Origin of the sequence: Falsochrobactrum ovis, assembly GCF_003259955.1 — a bacterium.
GTDB lineage: Bacteria > Pseudomonadota > Alphaproteobacteria > Rhizobiales > Rhizobiaceae > Brucella > Brucella ovis_A.
The window spans coordinates 1-18,399 of record NZ_QLMK01000009.1; the positions used below are offsets into that span (position 1 = coordinate 1).

Consider the following 18,399-nt stretch of genomic DNA (forward strand, 5'->3'; position numbering starts at 1 on the left):
AGCGCCGCTACAAACGGCGCAACCGGATCGAGATCATGTTCGGGCGTCTAAAAGACTGGCGACGTGTCGCTACGCGCTACGACAGGTGCCCTATGACCTTCTTCTCTGCCATCGCTCTCGCCGCAACCGTTATCTTCTGGCTATGAGCAATGAGTCCTGAGCCTAGCAGATGTTTGTCGTCCGGCGAACAGACTTCCCCGTGGTAAGTGGAAAAAGAAAGACGCTGCTTACCGAATAAAACGCATTGTGAGCCTGTTTCTTTACAAACCTAACCTCTCTCAGTCAGGCTATGTCGATCAGATCGCAGGTTTTGGTGGTGTTCTGGTCCGTCCTGATTGGTTTGATGACAAATTTTATGACATTCCAGATGTGATGTGGACCGTTGATGATCCGTGGATTTCCGGACATCTTGAGCGTCGCGGCATTCCGATTTGGATGACGGGCAAAAGAAAATATTTGCCGGAAACTGAAGGCGCTAGGGTCGATAGCTTGCTCAATCTGGTTGAAGAGGGACATGACCGAACCCGAGCAGATATTGCGGTGATTGATTATTTCCGAAAGCATTACGGCATCTGGAAAAAAGCTGGCAATTGGGTTGAAACTTATTCGGTACGCACCGCACCAATGCGGGAGCTTGTCCGGAGAAGAATAGAAGAGTTACAAATGCAGGGCCGGATCTGATCCGGCTTATGCTTGCGCCGCACTAGACATCAGCCTACTGCAGCTATCGTATTAAATTCATTTGAGAAAAAAGTTCCGCTGAACTTAAATGGTGCGGTCGAGAAGATCTTTAAACACCTTAAAAAAACCCGTAAAATAACGGATTAGGTGTCCCACGGAAACGGAAATCGGCGCATTAAATAACAATAGGTTAGCATATGGGTGTCCCACGGTTTCAATGAGCTCAGATTAGCTGCGCGAGCATTTTCTCCGCTACATAAGTAGCGACTAGAGCTCTTATATTTTCAGGGACAAATCGGTTTTTACGGCCTTTCAGTCATTACCGGCGAACCCAATAAATTCAAAATTAGTCGTTCAGAAGCGAGTGTAGTTCATTATACCCATTTGACGAATCGTGAAGATCAACGTGGTTGTTATAAGTCGGTCAAATTCCAAGTTTTGTGCCGAAGCTCGCTTTCTTAAGACTGTCGATGAAGTCTGAATGTTTGACAGTAAGGTCAGCACGACGCAAAAGAATCTGAGTTATCGTCCAAGCAATATAGTGAACGTTGTTGACCTCGATCTGGGCCACGGCTCGCTCTCCACTGTGAACAATGCGCGACCGGAGATCATAATGCTTCTTGAGGCTTGTATATAATGCCAGCCTCGTATCGGGCTTCTCGCTCCATATCACTCCTGCATATCGTGAAATTGTTTCCGTGACAGGACCATCTTTACTCCCCGAAAGTAGCGCTTCAATCGTGGTGAAAAAGAAGAGCACTCGCTCCGCAGGTTCTTGGGCACGGCGTGCTCGGGTCAGCCATCCCAACGCCTGTTGCATACGTTCTGCTAGCGTGTTGCGCTCGGGATTGAATACCTGCTCCGCAACCTTAATCACACTCGAGCTATTGAGAACATCGATGATATCGGCATCAAGTTCGTACCAAGGCGCAGCCGAGCTCCCGCCGAAGGCTGGACCATTAGGGCCAATACGCAAGCCTTGGGATTGGGCGGACTGTGGGGAAATGGGATGCGGTTCGATATCTGCTAGTTTGGGGAATAACCCCTTCGGCCCGTTGTAGTGCAGGCGAACGAAACTAATCGCCACATCGATAAACCATAGAGCCTGTAGCTCCAGTCCTTTCGGCATCCCCTGTACCGACACATCCCAGCAAAGAGCCGGAAGATGGATATGCGTTTCGAAAGAACTTCCCTCTCTTATGATGGTGAAGGCGTTCTTTTCTTGAGCAGGCGGAGAAATTCGGAGAACTGATGATAGACTTTCTACCTCTTGTCGAATTGTTTCACGCGTGGTTATCCGAACAGGCCCAACCCTCACCTCATCTAAATTACCTATGAAACGAAAAAGGGGGTTCGGACGAATTATGCGATACCGTGTCGTCGCCGCGTCACTGATACCAACTGCTATCGCTTTAGCTATATCTTTTACGCTATCGGTTCCACTGCTGCTGAATGCGAGACTGCGGGCGACTTCTTCGACTGATTTCTGATGAATGCGGCTTGTGCCGAAGACTTTTACCGCTCGGGCCGACAAATTTCGCGAAGCATCGATGAGTTCCTCGGTGAACTCCACAGTGCCGTGCCCACCACTGCTAAACCCTTTGCTTGAATCCTTCAGAAGCGCATGAAACACTTCTTCGCTCTCAACGAGCGCAGCCTGAAACGCCTTGACAAACACTTCTGCGAGTTGGACCAACTGATGATGATTAGCCATACGGTTTTAGCTCAGTTTATTGTTTTACTAGGACTCATAACGATCACTATCCTAGTCTCCGTACGATGTCTTGAGGCATACGTTACCCACATCACGCTTTATGTGCGAACAAGAGACCCATCGGCGATTTCTTGAGTTCCTTATGCGCGTTTTTGATATCCATGAAGCGCGGGCGGGCGGGATGTTCCCGAGCCACTCCATATCTGTCTCTGCGACTCGCTGCAGGCCCTTAACCATATGTAGAAATATGCCGGACCGGTAGCAAGTGCAGGCGGTGTGGAATTTAACGAAGCTGCGGCCGCTCTTTCGCTTATGGATAATGCTGGTAGCGGTGTCACGGAATGGGTGAGTGGAAACTCAATGCCGTTTGGGATGGTGTCACTGCGCGGGTCAATAAGGTCAAAAATTCCTTCTACAATCTTTATGACGCTGTTGTGGAGAATTCCTACATTCCTGACATGGTTGTCGAGATTGGCGAATGGCTGCGGGGCAGGGTGTAGCATCACATAATTCTTATGGAAAATCGCGGGGCTGTTGGAAATGATGGAGAAAAACATGCCAGACGAGCAGGATCTGCGATCCCGCATGAATGCCGCAGAACATCAAATCACTTCTATAATTCCGCATTTGACAGCGTTGGAGCAATGGCAGCGCAAATCAGAGATAGACGGTGCGCGCGACGGGGAGCGCTGGAAGAACGTGGACAAGCGATTTGATGAACTCGACAATAAGATCGAGAAGGTAAGCGGCATTCTGTCAAAAATTATGTGGCTGGTCGTGTCCGGCCTTGTCATGGCCTTCGTCGCTTTTGTCGTCAGCAGCGGGTTAAAAGCGATTTAAAGGTGAGGGAACCGTTTTGAGTTTCTCAATAAAATCAATGGGTGATTTAGGATGTGAGGTGAGGGGCTTGGCAAGTTGCGATGATTGTTAACCTGCTGATTTTGTTAGTAAATTTAAGCTTAATCAGCTTAAACATGGTGCGGTCGAGAAGACTCGAACTTCCACGGGTTGCCCCACAGCGACCTCAACGCTGCGCGTCTACCAATTCCGCCACGACCGCCCGTGGTAGGAGCCGAACTACGTCGGCGAGAGGGCATGTAGCAAATCACTTGGGAGCGCACAAGCCCCTTGTGCAGGTTCGGGCCATCTTTTTGTGCAGCTTTGTTGAAAAGTCGGGGATTGTGATGAAATATCGCCCTAAAAAGCCAGAAAACCGGGATTCAATACCGGATTCGATATCGACGGGATCCAAGAAGATCATTCGTCAAAGGGTGTTAATAACGATTTCTGCAGGCCCCAGTGAAGAATTGCACTGCTTTATTAAAAATAAGAATCGCAGTTTAGCGAACGATTCCCTGTAATCGTCGAATATCTTCAATCCGTTTTATGGTCTCGCTATAGCCAATATCAATCGCTTCGGCAGCGCGATGAAAATCCGCCAGTCCAATAAGTCCTATAGTGGGCATTATGGATAAGTCTGGCGGGTCCCCGGCCATTCTTGCGCGGGAGATGCGATCCTGAATTATATTGAATGCCTCCATCATCACGCCAGTGATACCGAGACGGTTTTCTTTTTCACCTCTGGCCGTCGCAGTTGATTGTTTAAACTTCTGCTGAGCCTGAGCGTTTTTAATTACGGCCGCGCGACCAAACTGGTCGTAATGAAGATTAACTGCCAAAACGAGCCGTTGCTCATACGCTCTGCAAACCGAAACCGGGACAGGATTTACCAAGGCCCCATCAACCAAAATTCGACCTTGCCAACGTACCGGTTCAAAAACACCAGGAAGAGCATAAGAGGCTCGCATCGCGTCGATAAGCGGACCTGAAGATATCCAGATCTCGTGACCCGTGTGCAGCTCGGTGCAAACGGCTACAAAAGGTCGGCTGAGACTTTCTAACTCTACGCCATCAAGATGCTCTCGCAGGCGGCTGTCGAGCTTCATGCCACCCAATAGGCCGCTGCCACGAAATGTTATATCTACTAGATTGAACATGCGTCGCCGGGTCAGGCTGCGTGCGAACTCTTCCAGTTCGTCTAGCTTTCCCGCAAGATAACATCCGCCCACCAGCGCGCCGATGGATGTGCCAGCGATCATGGCTATTTCAATTCCGGCTTCGTCTAAAGCGCGTAATACCCCGATATGAGCCCAGCCGCGAGCTGCACCGCCGCCAAGAGCAAGCGCAAGTTTTTGAGATTCTCCGGCTGGATGGATCGTCTCTTCAATGTCAGTTTCAGTCAGTTCGAGGGTGTTTGTTGGTGCCTTCCGTCGTGCTGTCCATGAAAGCATTGCGAATGTTCCCCTATCCAACAAAGACTAGCAGCAGATCGAATTGGATCATATTGCTCATAGGGAGGAGTATGGGATCAGTTAGGCTTAGAGGACAAGTCTGATATTTTGCAGGTCGTCTTCCACGATGACTTTCCGGTAAAAGCAAGAGCGGCGCTCGGTGTGGCAGGTAGGGCCGTCTCCGGCCACTCGCACTTTCAGCCACAGAGCGTCTTGATCGCAATCAGTGCGTAATTCGACCACAGTTTGGAGGTTGCCAGAGGTTTCCCCCTTTTTCCAAAGCGTGTTGCGCGAGCGCGACCAGTAATGGGCAATTCCGGTCTCAAGCGTTAGGCGCAACGCTTCTGAATTCATATGGGCGACCATAAGCAGTTCGCCATCCGCAGCGTCGGTAACTACGGCAGTGATAAGTCCAGATGCATCAAAGCGCGGCATGAAAACCGCGCCTTCTTCTATTGTCGTTTTATCGGCAGGCTGACGAGGAAAAATGTTCATGACAACCCCGTTAGCGAACCAGCTGCATGAAACGCACTTGCTCATCCACCCGTTCTTTAAAAGCGCCGGTGAAGGTCGTTGTAATGGTTGAAGAACCTTGTTTGCGAATGCCGCGCATTGCCATGCACATATGTTCGGCCTCAATCATTACAGCTACGCCGAGTGGCTTGAGAATACGCTGGATACTGTCGCCAACCTGCGCAGTGATGCTTTCCTGCGTTTGTAGACGCCGAGCAAAAATATCAACCACGCGTGCAATCTTGGACAAGCCCACGACCTTTCCATCTGGAAGATAAGCTACATGAGCCTTGCCAATGATTGGAACCATGTGATGCTCACAATGGGAAAAGAAGGGAATATCTTTCACCAAAACAAGGTCATTATAGCCAGATACTTCCTCAAAAGTAGTTCCAAGCACATCTTCGGGGCTCTCGGCATAACCGCCGAACAATTCTGAATAGGATTTTACAACCCGTTTAGGTGTCTCAAGAAGACCTTCTCTGGCAGGGTCTTCACCAGCCCATAATAAAAGAGTCCTTACGGCTGCCTCGGCTTCAGCCTGAGTGGGCCTGAGAGACTGAACAGGCTGGTCGGAATTTTCAACGGGTTTTAGGATGCGAGCGTCCATCAGTATTCTCCAGTAGTCTCCCTCTTAAGAGGAGACGAGTTAAACGGACAATACAACGATGCGCTTTGTGAGCGGGCGATGTATTGATCCGACAGAACAGGCTGCCGGATGATATGAGCGGCTGCCAATTGCCATGTGATAATCTGCCCATGGCGCAGTCGCCTCTTGCCTATTATATAGACAGTAAAAAGCAACTTCAAACCACAGCGAGATGACATTTTTTTGTAATTTCGCGGTTGGATGGAAGGATCGTTCCGATGATCGATGATATTTATAATAAACGTATTCTCGAATTCGCTGGCAACATTGAACGGATTGGGCGGATCGAGGATGCGGATGCAGTAGCAACGGTCCACTCCAAGCTCTGTGGTTCAAAGGTAACTGTCTATTTGAAGATGGCTAATGGCATCGTCACTGACTTTGCGCATGAAGTGAAAGCCTGTGCACTGGGGCAGGCGTCATCATCAGTCATGGCGCGAAATATTATTGGTACTTCTGCCGAAGAATTGAAGGCTGCACGCGACGCTATGTATCGGATGCTTCAGGAGGGTGCGGCACCGCCACAAGGACGATTTGCCGATCTAAAATATTTTGAACCTGTTCGGGAATATAAAGCGCGACATGCTTCAACACTACTGACGTTTGATGCGGTCAATGACTGCATAAAGCAAATTGAAGAAAAGGCTAAGGCTGCCTAATGTGTGTCTGCGGCGGAAAGCATGAGCAGGGTTCGGGCAGGGCGCGCGTATCGCCGAAAAATACCCGCAATTTCACGGATCCGTGGCGAAAAACCCCGGGAAGACTGTTTGGAACCTCGCTTATACGTTTTTATCAGTTGACGCTTTCATCATTTATCGGCAATTCCTGCCGTCACTTGCCTACCTGTTCGGAATATACATATGAGGCCATTGCGCGTCATGGTTTATGGAATGGTGGCTGGTTGGGTCTGTTTCGCATTGTAAGATGCGGCCCCTTTGGAACACACGGGCTTGATCCTGTTCCACGGAGCCTGACAAAAGACCAACGCTGGTTTACGCCTTGGCGTTTCTGGCGCAAAAATGAAAGATGATTTTTCGCTCGATGGAGCGAAGTATAACTATTATGCAAACTCTTGCATAATATTCGGAAACCACCCGCAATCGTTGGCGGGACTGGATAAGGAAGAACAGAATGTCTGATGTTGTTTCCCTAAAATTTCCTGATGGATCAGAGCGTCAATACGACTCGGCAATGACTGGCGCCGAGCTTGCTCTATCCATTTCAAAATCACTTGCCAAGAAAGCTGTAGCTTACGCTATTGATGGTACTGTGCGTGATCTTTCAGATCCAATTGGCAATTCTGGCACGGTTGAAATTCTGACTCGCGAAGACCCTCGTGCGCTTGAACTTATTCGCCACGATACCGCTCACGTGCTGGCAGAAGCCGTTCAGGAACTATTTCCGGGGACACAAGTAACCATTGGGCCCGTTATTGAGAACGGATTTTATTACGATTTCGCACGGGATGAGCCATTTACCCCTGAAGACCTTCCGGTGATTGAGAAAAAGATGCGTGAAATAATTGCGCGCAACAAATCATTCACCAAAGAAATCTGGTCTCGTGAAAAGGCCAAACAGGTTTTTGCTGAAAAGGGCGAGAATTATAAGGTCGAGTTGATTGATGCGATCCCGGAAGGGCAGGATCTAAAGATTTATTACCAAGGGGACTGGTTTGATCTTTGCCGGGGTCCGCACATGGCTTCTACCGGCCAAATTGGCAACGCTTTCAAACTGATGAAGGTTGCAGGTGCCTATTGGCGCGGTGATTCCAATAATCCAATGCTTACTCGCATTTACGGTACGGCATTTGCAAATGAAGCTGATCTTCAAGCCTATCTACATATGCTTGAAGAAGCGGAGAAGCGTGACCACCGCCGCCTGGGGCGTGAAATGGATCTTTTCCATTTTCAGGAAGAGGGCCCCGGCGTGGTATTCTGGCATGCCAAAGGATGGCGCATGTTCCAGAATTTGGTCAACTATATGCGTCGCAGGCTTGATAGTCATGGCTATCAGGAAGTGAATGCTCCGCAGGTGCTAGACAAATCGCTTTGGGAAACGTCTGGCCACTGGGGTTGGTACCGTGACAATATGTTTAAGGTTACCGTAGCAGCCGATGAAACCGAGGATGATCGGGTATTTGCACTTAAACCGATGAACTGCCCCGGTCACGTGATGATTTTCAAACATGGCTTGAAATCCTACCGTGATCTGCCCATCAAACTGGCTGAATTTGGCAATGTCCATCGCTATGAACCCTCTGGCGCATTGCATGGTCTGATGCGCGTGCGAGGGTTTACGCAGGATGATGCGCATATTTTCTGCACAGAAGAACAGATGGCGGCCGAATGTCTGCGCATCAATGACCTGATCCTTTCTGTTTACAAGGATTTTGGTTTTGAGGAAATTACCATCAAGCTTTCTACACGTCCTGAAAAACGTGTTGGTTCCGATGAGCTTTGGGACCGTGCTGAAAGCGTGATGATGTCGGTGTTGGAGCAGATTGAACAGCAGTCTGAGGGGATCAAAACCGGAATTATGCCGGGTGAGGGCGCGTTTTACGGGCCTAAATTTGAGTATACTCTGAAAGATGCGATCGGTCGTGAATGGCAGTGCGGAACCACGCAGATAGACTTTAATCTGCCTGAGCGTTTTGGTGCATTCTATATCGATAAGGATTCCAATAAGCGCCAACCTGTGATGATTCACCGGGCCATCTGCGGATCAATGGAGCGTTTCCTTGGGATTTTGATCGAGAACTTTGCCGGACATATGCCGCTATGGTTCGCTCCAACTCAGGTTGTCGTTGCCACCATCACCACCGAGGCCAATGACTATGCGTTGGAGGCAGCTGAAAAGCTTAAAGCGGCCGGACTTCAGGTTGTCACCGACCTGCGCAATGAGAAGATCAACTATAAAGTACGCGAGCACTCGCTTCAGAAAGTGTCGGTGATTCTTGTTTGCGGGATGCGGGAAGCGGAAGAAAAGAGCGTCAATATGCGCCGGCTCGGTTCCAGAGATCAAGAATCCATGTCTTTGGATGAAGCCATTAGCCGGTTGACCAAGGAAGCGACGCCGCCTGATCTATTACGATTGCGTAACGCACAGTAAAAATAAATTGGCCCGGTTGTGACCGGGCCTTTTTCTTGAGATTTGCATCAATCGGCAGCATCGTCTGGAACTTCAAATTCCGCACTGGCGATGACTTCAATTTCCTCATTATTGCCCGAAGATACCTTAAAATCGCGCTGATAAATGCGATCTTTGTTTTTCGCTACCGCGACATATTCGCCTTCCATCAGCACCATAGATGAATAAGCACCAACGCTTTCCCGCACCGCATCTCCCGATACGTTGAGGATAGACCAAGAAGTGTCGGCGAGTGCTTCGCCGCCTTTGTCACGTACCAGTTTCAAAGTTACTTCTGCTGCACGATGCTGAACGGCAGCTTCCGTTAATTTGCCCGGCTCGACGCGGATATCTGCGCGAATAATCGCATTTGCGGAACCATAATTAGAGACGACATGATAGGTTCCGGCATTTAGACGAATAACCGTATCAGGCTCAACGTCGGGCACAATGAGGGAACGTTCCGCATTATCGTCATCGGCATAAATGGTAAAACGAACGAGGTCGCTTTTGATTGGTATGTCATCCGGCAGGGAAGCGCTCAGCTTCATGCCACCTGCATCCAGATTCATGACTTCACTGCGGTTTGCGTTGCTCAATGTAATGCGCTTTGTAACGCCTGCTCGCCCAAAGGCCGCATGAACGAGATAACTTCCGGGAGGCAGGTCAAACACCGCAGCTCCGCCCACGGAAGATGCAATCAACGGCAAATGCCCATCTGGACCTATATTGGGCGAAAATACTCGCCAGACTATTCCATCGGATAATTCGGGTCCGTTTTCAATGAGCCGCGCTTTCAGGCTAAGCTCAAAGGTCTTGACCAAAGGATTATTCTCTGGACTACCGGGTGCGGCATACGGACTGATCGGCGGCAGCTCTAAGTTTGGCACAGATAAATTAAGCACAGGTGCGGTGCTTGAAATGGAATCAGTGTTTTGTGCAGCGGCAGAATTGGACAGCGCTAACATTAAAACACCAATGAGATATGTGTTTCGCATGAACAAACCGATCCAGTTCTCAACGCATTGATTTTGACGGCATCGTGTTATGGGCCCATGGCTGCGGCAAATTCAAGGCTATTTCGATTGATTTAGCATCGCTCGTCTTTTGCGCGCAGCTCGAGAAAGAAGTATTGATCGTGCCAAGCGAAAATTCGTAGATTCGACTTAAAGCATATTCTAAATGAGGACGAAATGGCCAATCCTGTATTTGATTTTCTTGCGCAGAGAAGTTCCACGCCAATTGCTGCGATGGAGGAGCCTGCACCCAATTCACAGGAGCTTGAACAAATTTTAACGGTAGCCACACGTGTGCCAGATCATGGTGGGTTAACGCCGTGGCGTTTCATTCTCTATCGTGGCGATGCCCGTTATGCGATTGGCGAATATTTGGCTAAACGTGCAGAGGAGCGCGAAGGGCCACTTGCGGAAAACCGCATTGCTCAAGAAAAAGCCCGTTTTGCGCGGGCACCTCTCGTTATCGGAGTTATATCATCGCCCGTCGACCAAGATCGTATCCCGGAATGGGAGCAGTTTTTGTCGGGCGGAGCGGTGGCGATGAAACTTTGCCTTGCCGCAAATGCACTAGGCTACGCCACCAATTGGATTACCAACTGGTATTCAAACGACGAATCCGCTCGCGCCTATCTCGGACTAGCGCCGCATGAACGGGTTATCGGTTTTGTTCATATCGGCACCTCGTCTAAATCGGCACCCGATCGACCACGGCCAAATTTGAATGAACTTGTGACGGAGTTTCAAAGTCCGGATGAGCATTCATCATAAAGGAAAATAAGGTTTTATATATCGAATGATATTTTATGAAATCGGTAACGGACACGGATTGCCACATAACCCGTTGAAAGCGATCATCGCACCGCGTCCCATTGGTTGGATTGGAACGAGATCGCGCAACGGCTGTGTGAATCTGGCTCCATATTCCTTCTTTAACATGATCGCAGATACGCCGCCTCTGGTTATGTTTTCGTCTTCGGGCAAAAAAGATAGTGTCAGCTTTATCGAAGAAACTGGAGTTTTCACGGTTAGCGCAGTCGGTGATCGATTGAAGCAACAAATGAATATTTCATCCATCGATGCGCCACGCGGAACAAGCGAATTTGAATATTCCGGCCTGGCAACAGCACCGGGCCAGTTGGTGGAAGCGCCTTTTGTTAAAGAGGCTTATGCCGCTCTGGAGTGCGAAGCTGTTGAAATCAAACAATTGCGCGACCGAAGCGGCAATTTATCCGAAAACTATATGGTGATCGGGGAAGTTGTCGCTGTACATCTGGATGAAAATGTTCTGACAAACGGGTTGGTCGACATTAAAAAGGCTCGGCCAGTCTCGCGCTTAGGATATATGGATTACGCGACCACAGAAGAAGTGTACCAAATGTTCCGTCCAAAATGGCCGAAAGATCTGTGACCGCTCAAAGTCCGCTTTTTTTCGATTCTTGCCAGATGGCTTCCATTTCCTCCAGGCTTGCATCTTCCAAAGAACGGCTGGCCTGTTTCAAGCTCTTTTCAATGAAATGAAAACGACGGGTGAATTTGGCGTTGGTCGCCATTAATGCGGTTTCTGCATCTATATCCAAATGGCGCCCCAAATTTACCACGGCAAATAAGAGATCCCCATATTCTTCTTGAATTGAGGAATGTTTGCCCTCGGAAATTGCTGATTTAAGTTCTGCGATCTCTTCTTCAATTTTGTCGATTATGGGCGCCGCTTCAGCCCAGTCAAAACCCACTTTTGCAGCTTTTTGCTGAAGTTTGAGCGCTCGTAACAGGGCAGGGAAGGCGTGGGGAATATCGTCTAGATATCCGTCCTTTTCGTCTGCGGCCAGACCATTCTGGTCTCTTCTCCTCGCTCTTTGCGCTTTTTCTTCTGCTTTTATGCGGCTCCAAGAATCTTTTGCCATTCCGGCTTTGCGTTGCTCAGCATCGCCAAATACATGTGGATGCCGGCGGATCATCTTGTCGGTCACAGTTTGAACGACATCCCCAAAGTCGAAATCCCCGTTTTCCTCGGCCATGCGCGCATGAAATACGACCTGCAACAGAAGATCTCCCAATTCCTCTTTTAGATCGTCCATATCATCGCGATCGATGGCATCAAGAACCTCATAGGCCTCTTCCAGCGTATAGGGTGCGATGGAGCGAAAATCCTGTTCGACATCCCACGGACATCCCGTATCCGGATTGCGCAGGGCGGCCATAATTTCCAGAAGACGATCAATGTTGCGGGAGGGCTTCATTTGGGCTCCGATAGGTAGGATGTGCAGTAACAATTAAACCTTGGTTATCTGATTGACTTGCAGTTAGTCCAGCTTTTGCTTAGTCAGACAGGATTGCACCTCAAAACCTTATGTTAACGTTTGGATAATGAAGAATGACAATCCTTGTAACAGGCGGCGCAGGTTATATTGGCTCTCACACTTGTGTTCAGTTGATCGAAGCTGGCCACAAAGTGGTGGTTGTGGACAATTTTGCAAATAGTCATCCCGAAGCATTGCGCCGGATTGAAAAAATTACCGGTTTTGCACCGCGCAAGGAAGCGGGTGACATTCGAGATCGTTCGTTTCTCGAACAGGTGATCCGTCATCATAATTGCACTGCGGTTGTTCATTTTGCGGGATTAAAAGCCGTGGGCGAATCGAATGAAATGCCCCTGCATTATTATGATTGCAATGTGTTGGGCACGCTCCGCTTGCTGCAGGCAATGCAATCGACCGGCGTCAAGACGCTTGTTTTCAGCTCATCCGCTACCGTATATGGCGACCCGGTAAAACTGCCGATTACGGAAGATCTGCCTCTATCCGCTACCAACCCATATGGTCGGACAAAACTTATAATTGAGGACATGCTCCGCGATCTTTTTGCCAGTGATCCGAGCTGGAAAATAGCAATTTTGCGGTATTTCAACCCGGTTGGTGCGCATGAAAGCGGTTTGATCGGAGAGGACCCCAAAGGTATTCCAAATAATTTGATGCCAATCATTGCACAGGTTGCGACTGGCCGTCGGAAGCAGCTCAATGTTTGGGGTAACGATTATCCGACGCGCGATGGCACGGGAATACGCGATTACATCCATGTCGTTGATCTCGCGCAAGGTCATTTAAAGGCTCTAAACAAATTGCAGGATCCGCAATGTTTTGCAGTCAATCTCGGCACAGGGCAGGGGCACAGTGTGCTTGAGGTGATCGAGGCGTTTGAGCACGTATCAAATCGCAAAATTGAATATGAGATTTCTCCCCGCAGAAAAGGGGACGTAGCTGAATGCTATGCAGATGCAAGTTTCGCACGCGATTTTCTAAACTGGCAAGCCAAAAAAGATCTGCGGCAAATGTGCCAAGATATGTGGAACTGGCAATCGAAAAACCCCAACGGTTATGAATAATATCAAAGCCGCAGCTTCAAGAAGGCATATTTAATGCGTCTTTTGCCAGATCGCTTCACCACTATGCTTGTGGCTACCATGCTGCTGGCTTCGTTCTTGCCCGTGCGCGGGGAGATTGCGGTTTGGTTTAGCATTGCTACTAAAATTTCTGTTGGGCTCTTATTCTTTTTGCACGGTGCGCGTCTATCACGTGCGGCTGTGCTAAGCGGAGCGACACATTGGAAATTGCATCTGACGGTTTTGTCAGCAACTTTTGTGCTGTTTCCGATGTTGGGATTACTCGCTGGATGGGCAGTGCCCGGTCTTTCACATTCGGCATTTTATGCGGGTATACTTTATTTGTGCGTACTGCCGTCAACGGTACAATCTTCAATTGCTTTCACCTCAATCGCTGGCGGAAACGTCGCGGCGGCAGTTGTTTCGGCGTCCGCATCTAATATTTTTGGCATGTTCATAACACCGCTCTTCGTCGGTTTGCTCTTCACAGTTCAAGGGGGCGGTGGAATTTCATTTGATGCATTTCAATCAATCTTGCTTCAACTGTTCGCGCCTTTCGTGCTCGGTCAGATCCTGCAGCCATGGATTGGCAGTTTTCTTCGGCGTAACAATAAACCGCTCGCTATTGTTGATCGCGGCTCCATCTTGATGGTGGTTTATCTTGCGTTTAGCCAAGCGGTTACCACCGGGCTCTGGCAGACGGTTACGTGGAATGATCTTGCCGTGATGACATGTATTAGCATCACGCTTTTAGTCTTTGTTCTCGTCGTCACATGGTATGGTAGCGAGTGGCTGGGCTTTAATAAAGCCGATAGGATCACGATCTTATTCTGTGGTTCGAAAAAGAGTCTGGCTAGTGGTGCGCCCATGGCGAGCGCTATTTTTGCCGGTTCAGACATTGGGGCGATCGTTCTGCCGCTGATGCTTTTTCACCAAATCCAGCTTATAGCTTGCGCTATTATTGCACGCAGGCTTTCGCGCAAAAATCTGAGATAGACAATCTCGGCATCACAACAAGATAGGCAAATATGACCCAACAAAATGGTAGTGCAGATGCGCCGAAAACATTCGACCAAGAGGCTTTGGCGGAAGCATATAATAGGGCGTTAGATTTAGAAAAATCTGGCGATTTTAATGCTGCGGCTGAAGCATATCGAAAAGTTCTTGAAATTGATCCGGATGATCATGGCGGTGCAGCGGTACGCCTAGCGAGTATGGGCCGAGGCCAAGTTCCACCGAAAGCACCGGACGCTTATGTCAGCACTCTTTTTGATCAACATGCAGAAATGTTTGATTCCATACTTGTTGATCAGTTGGGATATGATGTTCCGCTGCAGGTGCGTGAAACTTTGCTTGAAATTGACAATGAATTTCAAGCAGATCGAATGCTTGATCTTGGCTGCGGAACCGGCCTTTCTGCAGATGCGCTGGACGATATGGCCAGCCATAAAACCGGCGTCGACATTTCCGAAAATATGATTGAAGTCGCTTTTGAAAAAGGCGATTACGATGCTCTTTATGTGGGCGAAGTGGTCAAGTTTCTCGAAACTTGGGACGAGGGCCAGTGGGATTTGATCATCTCGACGGATGTGTTGCCGTATATGGGAGAATTGGAGCGTTTGTTTGCGGGCGTGTCCGCACATTTGAAGCCAGGCGGATATTTTGCTTTTTCAAGTGAAACATTATCGGCAGATCAACTCGGCGGCCGGGACTTTATCGTTGGTGCTTATCAGCGCTTCGCTCACGCTGAGCAATATGTCCGTAGAGTGCTTATTGATAACCAGCTTGAATGTGTGATCTGCAAAAATATTATTGTGCGAAGAGAACAGACCGAGCCGGTGCCGGGCCATCTCTATATTGCACGAAAGCTATGATAGGAATTATCGTAGCTAAACCGTTTGGCAATGCAGTCTTGTCTATCTGGCCCACAATGCGTTCACGTATTTAGTAATGCATGACACGCATTAGCTGCCGCAGGTGTCAGCTCTGATGCGACCTATGACATTACTATAGTCATCAATCGGTTCCATAATCCATATTATGTGATACATGGGTTGGCTATATGAGCGACGCCTATTGGCTTTAGGCTTGTTCCCTGCTTGCGAATTACGCTAACCGTTATTTTGATCCCGCTACACGATTAAGCTGCCACTTTGTCCCCGGCCCTATAAGGCACTAGGGCCGCTTTCATTGGGCGACATCCCGAAAGCACAACTCTGGATTGGTTTAGTTGCGGTTCAGTTCATTGGACCGAAATAGCGCGTGGTTATCTAAATTAAGATGTCAAAAATTCCGACTGTGTCTATCGTTAGATTGCCAATATCAAATTCAGGCAGGCGTTAACGCAAACCAAGTGGAACGAAGTTCTATTAAGAACGTTATTTAGCATATCGTATTAAACGAGTTTTGCGAACTGATCTGTTCGGGAAAGGGTCTATCCGCTTATGTCTGTTTTAATTAGTCTGCTCGTAACGGTTCTCGTTGTTTTCCTTATATTATATCTAATCAACATGTTGCCGCTCGACGGACGTGTGAAGCAAATAGCTCAGGTGATCGTCATCATTTTGGGTATTGTTTCACTTTTAAAATATCTTGCCGTTTTTTAACCGAAAACCGAGGGTCGACGGCAATATAATGAGACCGTTTTCGGTGCTCTCATTTTGTTGATTGCGATCTTTGTATTTTTTAAGTAGCATAAACAGTGACGGCTACTTTTAGTTGCATTTAATAACAGGTTGCTATTATAGCTGGCATAACTTCACCGAAGTTAATTTGACGAAATTCATTTTTTCAAGAAGGTCGTCTTATCGTGATCCGTGTCTTGCTTGGGGGCGGCATATGAAAGCGGCATTTGTAAAGGCGTCATTAGTGACGGCCGTATTGACGGCTATTTCACTTCTATTAGCCTGGGGGATTTGGTAGCGAAGTTGGGAAATTAAGCGAAAAGCTCGGTTTAGGGTTCGGTCTGGGCGTGGATATAACCCTGCCTTTTTTGATGATGTTTCCTCCCCTCACCTATATTTTTATTCAGCATAATAAGCTAAAAGAAGCATATGAAGATCTTGAGACGGCGCATTCTGAGCTACAAGCGCGGTCTCGAATGGATCACATGACGGGTTTGCTTAATCGTGAAGCGCTTTTTGAAGCGATGAAGGTGAGCCGGTCTCGCATTAATACCGGCATGGTATTAGTCGTCGATGCCGATCATTTTAAAAGCATTAACGACACTTATGGGCATGGTACAGGTGACCGTGCATTGAAACTCATTGCGTTTGCGCTTCAGAATGTAACACGCAAAGGCGATCTTGTTGGGCGCATCGGCGGTGAAGAATTTTGTGTCTTTTTACCCAGTGCTAGCTTGGAGGTGGGGAACCATGTCGCTGAGCGAATACGCGCTGAAGTTGAGAATACGCCTTTCTATGCCACTGATAATAAAATCTATCCGCTAACCATTAGCGTGGGTGTGGCTGTTGCGGCTAAACACGAGACGAACTCTCAGGTCCTTAGCCGGGCTGATCGGCATCTCTATATGGCAAAGCAACGGGGCCGTAATTGTGTTGTTTCTGATAAAGAGTGGGATGACGTGCCCGATACGACGATAGTATCAATCAATGATGGGCGCAGTTCAGCTCACTATTGATGCGTCAGTGCCAGGGTTCAACTTCTTCTTCTGACCAGCCGATTGGAGTAAAACCGATTTTCTGATAGAGTTGTAAGGCGTAAGGGCTATCAAGGCTGTTGGTGCTGATTGTCACCTTTTCAGGCCCGTGCGCCCAAGCATTTGCTACAGCTTCACTCAGAAAAAACCTTCCCAACCCCCTGCCCTGATATTCGCTTATCAGGCCAAAATAAACGATTTCCGCGCGTTCGGGCAGCTTTGAAATATCGATTTCAACAAAACCCGCTGGGCATCCATTGACGTATAAAATGTGTATTTCAGTCTTGTCGGAATGGATGATCGCCGCCAATTCCTCATTCGTCTGCAATCGCCGAAGCATCCAATGATGCTGGCGTCCGATACGTTCATAGAGATAGCGATAAAAATGCAAGGGCATATCGCTGGCACGCATTATCGCCATTCTTATACCAGCAGGTGCCGGAGCGGCCATATTAGGCCGCTCGGTCATGGCTAGATAGGTAATTCTGGCGTGGAGTTTTTCAGCCATTAATCCGCTTCACCCAAAACGACTGGCGTGTCGGGACGACTGCCCCATTCGCTCCAAGAGCCATCATACAGCCGGTTATCTTCATGTCCTAACGAAGCAAGTGCCAATGTGATAACAGCGGCCGTCACACCGGATCCGCAACTCGTCACCACAGGTTTGTTGAGATCAATACCGGCCTCGTCAAAAATTTTGCGAAGGCTTGCGAGATCTTTCAATTCGCCTTTTTCTGATAGCGTATTTACTGGCACATTTCGCGCACCCGGCATATGGCCAGAACGCATGCCAGCACGCGGCTCAGCATCGCGACCGGTAAAGCGGCCGGCAGCTCGCGCATCGGCAATCTGCGCGGTGCGTTTTTCAACAATTTCTACCATTTCGTGAAATAGCACCACTTTGCTTTGATCAAATGCAGGTTTGAAAAGCGATGGCGCGATTTTGGTGACTTCATCTGTGGTCGGAAAACCAGCTTTTTTCCAATTATCGAACCCGCCATCCAGCACCAACGCATTTTTGACGCCCATAATTCGGAACATCCACCATACACGCGGTGCGGAAAACATGCCGGGACCATCATAAATAACCACGGTTTCATCGGCAGTTATGCCCATTGATCCTACCATGCGTGCGAAATATTCCGGTGACGGCAAAGTATGTGGTAATGTGGAATCCGGATCTGCGATCTGGTCTTGGTCAAAAAATATGGCACCGGGAATATGGGCTGCATCATATTCTTCGCGTGCGTTGCGGCCCGAGGCGGGCAAATACCAAGATGCATCTATGATAGAAAGGCCCGGTTCTCCGAGTCGATCCTTGAGTGCTTCACGAGAAATGACGTAGGCGCTTTTTTCAGACATGTTTTCTCCCAAG

20 protein-coding genes, 1 tRNA gene and 2 pseudogenes are annotated in these 18,399 nt (G+C 48.6%); 14 read left to right on the forward strand and 9 right to left on the reverse strand.

From position 1 onward, the window contains the following. The coding region (locus C7374_RS10840; RefSeq protein WP_146612710.1) for a transposase at positions 1–146 on the forward strand (146 nt) is incomplete at its 5' end. 16 nt (positions 147–162) lie between these two features. Beyond that, positions 163–681 (forward strand): annotated as a pseudogene (locus C7374_RS10845) (glycosyltransferase family 2 protein); the annotation flags it as partial. A 424-nt stretch (positions 682–1,105) separates the two neighbouring features. Here C7374_RS10845 and C7374_RS10850 read toward each other — a convergent pair. Beyond that, positions 1,106–2,395 carry a HEPN domain-containing protein gene (locus C7374_RS10850; RefSeq protein ID WP_111575654.1) on the reverse strand — a complete coding sequence of 430 codons (1,290 nt, stop codon included), beginning with the start codon at positions 2,393–2,395 and terminating at the stop codon, positions 1,106–1,108. 341 nt (positions 2,396–2,736) lie between these two features. Here C7374_RS10850 and C7374_RS15970 point away from each other — a divergent pair, with 341 nt between their 5' ends. After that, complete coding sequence (locus C7374_RS15970; protein WP_158527829.1) at positions 2,737–2,895, forward strand: hypothetical protein; 159 nt, start codon at positions 2,737–2,739, stop codon at positions 2,893–2,895. 55 nt (positions 2,896–2,950) lie between these two features. Further along, the gene (locus tag C7374_RS10855) at positions 2,951–3,235 is read left to right on the forward strand and encodes a hypothetical protein (RefSeq protein WP_111575655.1); all 285 of its coding nucleotides are present in this window, start codon (positions 2,951–2,953) and stop codon (positions 3,233–3,235) included. A gap of 135 nt (positions 3,236–3,370) precedes the next feature. Here C7374_RS10855 and C7374_RS10860 read toward each other — a convergent pair. From C7374_RS10860 to folE, 4 genes are all read right to left on the reverse strand, one after another. Beyond that, positions 3,371–3,455, reverse strand: a tRNA-Leu gene (locus C7374_RS10860). A gap of 280 nt (positions 3,456–3,735) precedes the next feature. Further along, positions 3,736–4,686 carry a patatin-like phospholipase family protein gene (locus tag C7374_RS10865; RefSeq protein ID WP_111575656.1) on the reverse strand — a complete coding sequence of 317 codons (951 nt, stop codon included), beginning with the start codon at positions 4,684–4,686 and terminating at the stop codon, positions 3,736–3,738. An 87-nt stretch (positions 4,687–4,773) separates the two neighbouring features. After that, the gene (hisI, locus tag C7374_RS10870) at positions 4,774–5,181 is read right to left on the reverse strand and encodes a phosphoribosyl-AMP cyclohydrolase (RefSeq protein WP_111575657.1); all 408 of its coding nucleotides are present in this window, start codon (positions 5,179–5,181) and stop codon (positions 4,774–4,776) included. A gap of 10 nt (positions 5,182–5,191) precedes the next feature. Then, the gene (gene folE / locus C7374_RS10875) at positions 5,192–5,809 is read right to left on the reverse strand and encodes a GTP cyclohydrolase I FolE (protein ID WP_111575658.1); all 618 of its coding nucleotides are present in this window, start codon (positions 5,807–5,809) and stop codon (positions 5,192–5,194) included. Positions 5,810–6,066: 257 nt separating this feature from the next. On the opposite strand from folE, the gene C7374_RS10880 reads away from it, so the two are divergent. From C7374_RS10880 to thrS, 3 genes are all read left to right on the forward strand, one after another. Continuing rightward, a complete protein-coding gene (locus C7374_RS10880) occupies positions 6,067–6,507 on the forward strand; it encodes an iron-sulfur cluster assembly scaffold protein (protein ID WP_111575659.1) in 441 nt (146 codons plus the stop codon). Further along, positions 6,507–6,878 carry a membrane protein insertion efficiency factor YidD gene (gene yidD, locus C7374_RS10885; RefSeq protein WP_111575660.1) on the forward strand — a complete coding sequence of 124 codons (372 nt, stop codon included), beginning with the start codon at positions 6,507–6,509 and terminating at the stop codon, positions 6,876–6,878. The genes C7374_RS10880 and yidD overlap by 1 nt, the downstream gene beginning before the upstream one ends. Before the next feature lie 101 nt (positions 6,879–6,979). Next, positions 6,980–8,956, forward strand: coding sequence for a threonine--tRNA ligase (thrS, locus tag C7374_RS10890; protein WP_111575661.1), 1,977 nt, complete (start codon positions 6,980–6,982; stop codon positions 8,954–8,956). 47 nt (positions 8,957–9,003) lie between these two features. Here thrS and C7374_RS10895 read toward each other — a convergent pair whose 3' ends face one another. Then, positions 9,004–9,972, reverse strand: a complete 969-nt coding sequence (locus tag C7374_RS10895; protein ID WP_111575662.1) for a hypothetical protein — start codon at positions 9,970–9,972, stop codon at positions 9,004–9,006. 195 nt (positions 9,973–10,167) lie between these two features. Here C7374_RS10895 and C7374_RS10900 point away from each other — a divergent pair, with 195 nt between their 5' ends. Together C7374_RS10900 and C7374_RS10905 are read left to right on the forward strand one after the other, a co-directional pair. Further along, a complete protein-coding gene (locus C7374_RS10900) occupies positions 10,168–10,758 on the forward strand; it encodes a nitroreductase family protein (RefSeq protein ID WP_111575663.1) in 591 nt (196 codons plus the stop codon). 28 nt (positions 10,759–10,786) lie between these two features. Beyond that, positions 10,787–11,398 (forward strand): flavin reductase family protein, encoded by a 612-nt coding sequence (locus C7374_RS10905; RefSeq protein ID WP_111575733.1) that lies wholly within the window; start codon positions 10,787–10,789, stop codon positions 11,396–11,398. Between the two features lie 4 nt (positions 11,399–11,402). Here C7374_RS10905 and mazG read toward each other — a convergent pair whose 3' ends face one another. Continuing rightward, positions 11,403–12,227 (reverse strand): nucleoside triphosphate pyrophosphohydrolase, encoded by an 825-nt coding sequence (gene mazG / locus C7374_RS10910; protein ID WP_111575664.1) that lies wholly within the window; start codon positions 12,225–12,227, stop codon positions 11,403–11,405. Between the two features lie 134 nt (positions 12,228–12,361). Here mazG and galE point away from each other — a divergent pair, with 134 nt between their 5' ends. From galE to C7374_RS10935, 5 genes and pseudogenes are all read left to right on the forward strand, one after another. Beyond that, positions 12,362–13,369 carry a UDP-glucose 4-epimerase GalE gene (gene galE, locus C7374_RS10915; RefSeq protein ID WP_111575665.1) on the forward strand — a complete coding sequence of 336 codons (1,008 nt, stop codon included), beginning with the start codon at positions 12,362–12,364 and terminating at the stop codon, positions 13,367–13,369. Between the two features lie 33 nt (positions 13,370–13,402). Continuing rightward, a complete protein-coding gene (locus C7374_RS10920; RefSeq protein ID WP_111575666.1) occupies positions 13,403–14,362 on the forward strand; it encodes a bile acid:sodium symporter family protein in 960 nt (319 codons plus the stop codon). A 32-nt stretch (positions 14,363–14,394) separates the two neighbouring features. Next, positions 14,395–15,240, forward strand: a complete 846-nt coding sequence (locus C7374_RS10925; protein ID WP_111575667.1) for a class I SAM-dependent methyltransferase — start codon at positions 14,395–14,397, stop codon at positions 15,238–15,240. A 570-nt stretch (positions 15,241–15,810) separates the two neighbouring features. After that, positions 15,811–15,972 (forward strand): Thivi_2564 family membrane protein, encoded by a 162-nt coding sequence (locus C7374_RS10930; RefSeq protein ID WP_111575668.1) that lies wholly within the window; start codon positions 15,811–15,813, stop codon positions 15,970–15,972. Positions 15,973–16,283: 311 nt separating this feature from the next. After that, positions 16,284–17,006, forward strand: a pseudogene (locus C7374_RS10935) (GGDEF domain-containing protein); the annotation flags it as partial. A gap of 4 nt (positions 17,007–17,010) precedes the next feature. Here the strand turns inward: C7374_RS10935 and C7374_RS10940 are convergent. After that, complete coding sequence (locus C7374_RS10940) at positions 17,011–17,532, reverse strand: GNAT family N-acetyltransferase (RefSeq protein ID WP_111575670.1); 522 nt, start codon at positions 17,530–17,532, stop codon at positions 17,011–17,013. Next, a complete protein-coding gene (gene sseA / locus C7374_RS10945) occupies positions 17,532–18,386 on the reverse strand; it encodes a 3-mercaptopyruvate sulfurtransferase (protein ID WP_111575671.1) in 855 nt (284 codons plus the stop codon). The genes C7374_RS10940 and sseA overlap by 1 nt, the downstream gene beginning before the upstream one ends. Between the last annotated feature and the right edge of the window lie 13 nt (positions 18,387–18,399).

What these genes read in the sequence shown, in the direction of transcription:
- C7374_RS10850 (WP_111575654.1), bottom strand. Translation starts at nt 2,395, where the DNA reads ATGGCTAATCATCATCAGTTGGTCCAACTCGCAGAAGTGTTTGTCAAG.
- C7374_RS15970 (WP_158527829.1), top strand. Translation starts at nt 2,737, where the DNA reads ATGGGTGAGTGGAAACTCAATGCCGTTTGGGATGGTGTCACTGCGCGG.
- C7374_RS10855 (WP_111575655.1), top strand. Translation starts at nt 2,951, where the DNA reads ATGCCAGACGAGCAGGATCTGCGATCCCGCATGAATGCCGCAGAACAT.
- C7374_RS10865 (WP_111575656.1), bottom strand. Translation starts at nt 4,686, where the DNA reads ATGCTTTCATGGACAGCACGACGGAAGGCACCAACAAACACCCTCGAA.
- hisI (WP_111575657.1), bottom strand. Translation starts at nt 5,181, where the DNA reads ATGAACATTTTTCCTCGTCAGCCTGCCGATAAAACGACAATAGAAGAA.
- folE (WP_111575658.1), bottom strand. Translation starts at nt 5,809, where the DNA reads ATGGACGCTCGCATCCTAAAACCCGTTGAAAATTCCGACCAGCCTGTT.
- C7374_RS10880 (WP_111575659.1), top strand. Translation starts at nt 6,067, where the DNA reads ATGATCGATGATATTTATAATAAACGTATTCTCGAATTCGCTGGCAAC.
- yidD (WP_111575660.1), top strand. Translation starts at nt 6,507, where the DNA reads ATGTGTGTCTGCGGCGGAAAGCATGAGCAGGGTTCGGGCAGGGCGCGC.
- thrS (WP_111575661.1), top strand. Translation starts at nt 6,980, where the DNA reads ATGTCTGATGTTGTTTCCCTAAAATTTCCTGATGGATCAGAGCGTCAA.
- C7374_RS10895 (WP_111575662.1), bottom strand. Translation starts at nt 9,972, where the DNA reads ATGCGAAACACATATCTCATTGGTGTTTTAATGTTAGCGCTGTCCAAT.
- C7374_RS10900 (WP_111575663.1), top strand. Translation starts at nt 10,168, where the DNA reads ATGGCCAATCCTGTATTTGATTTTCTTGCGCAGAGAAGTTCCACGCCA.
- mazG (WP_111575664.1), bottom strand. Translation starts at nt 12,227, where the DNA reads ATGAAGCCCTCCCGCAACATTGATCGTCTTCTGGAAATTATGGCCGCC.
- galE (WP_111575665.1), top strand. Translation starts at nt 12,362, where the DNA reads ATGACAATCCTTGTAACAGGCGGCGCAGGTTATATTGGCTCTCACACT.
- C7374_RS10920 (WP_111575666.1), top strand. Translation starts at nt 13,403, where the DNA reads ATGCGTCTTTTGCCAGATCGCTTCACCACTATGCTTGTGGCTACCATG.
- C7374_RS10925 (WP_111575667.1), top strand. Translation starts at nt 14,395, where the DNA reads ATGACCCAACAAAATGGTAGTGCAGATGCGCCGAAAACATTCGACCAA.
- C7374_RS10930 (WP_111575668.1), top strand. Translation starts at nt 15,811, where the DNA reads ATGTCTGTTTTAATTAGTCTGCTCGTAACGGTTCTCGTTGTTTTCCTT.
- C7374_RS10940 (WP_111575670.1), bottom strand. Translation starts at nt 17,532, where the DNA reads ATGGCTGAAAAACTCCACGCCAGAATTACCTATCTAGCCATGACCGAG.
- sseA (WP_111575671.1), bottom strand. Translation starts at nt 18,386, where the DNA reads ATGTCTGAAAAAAGCGCCTACGTCATTTCTCGTGAAGCACTCAAGGAT.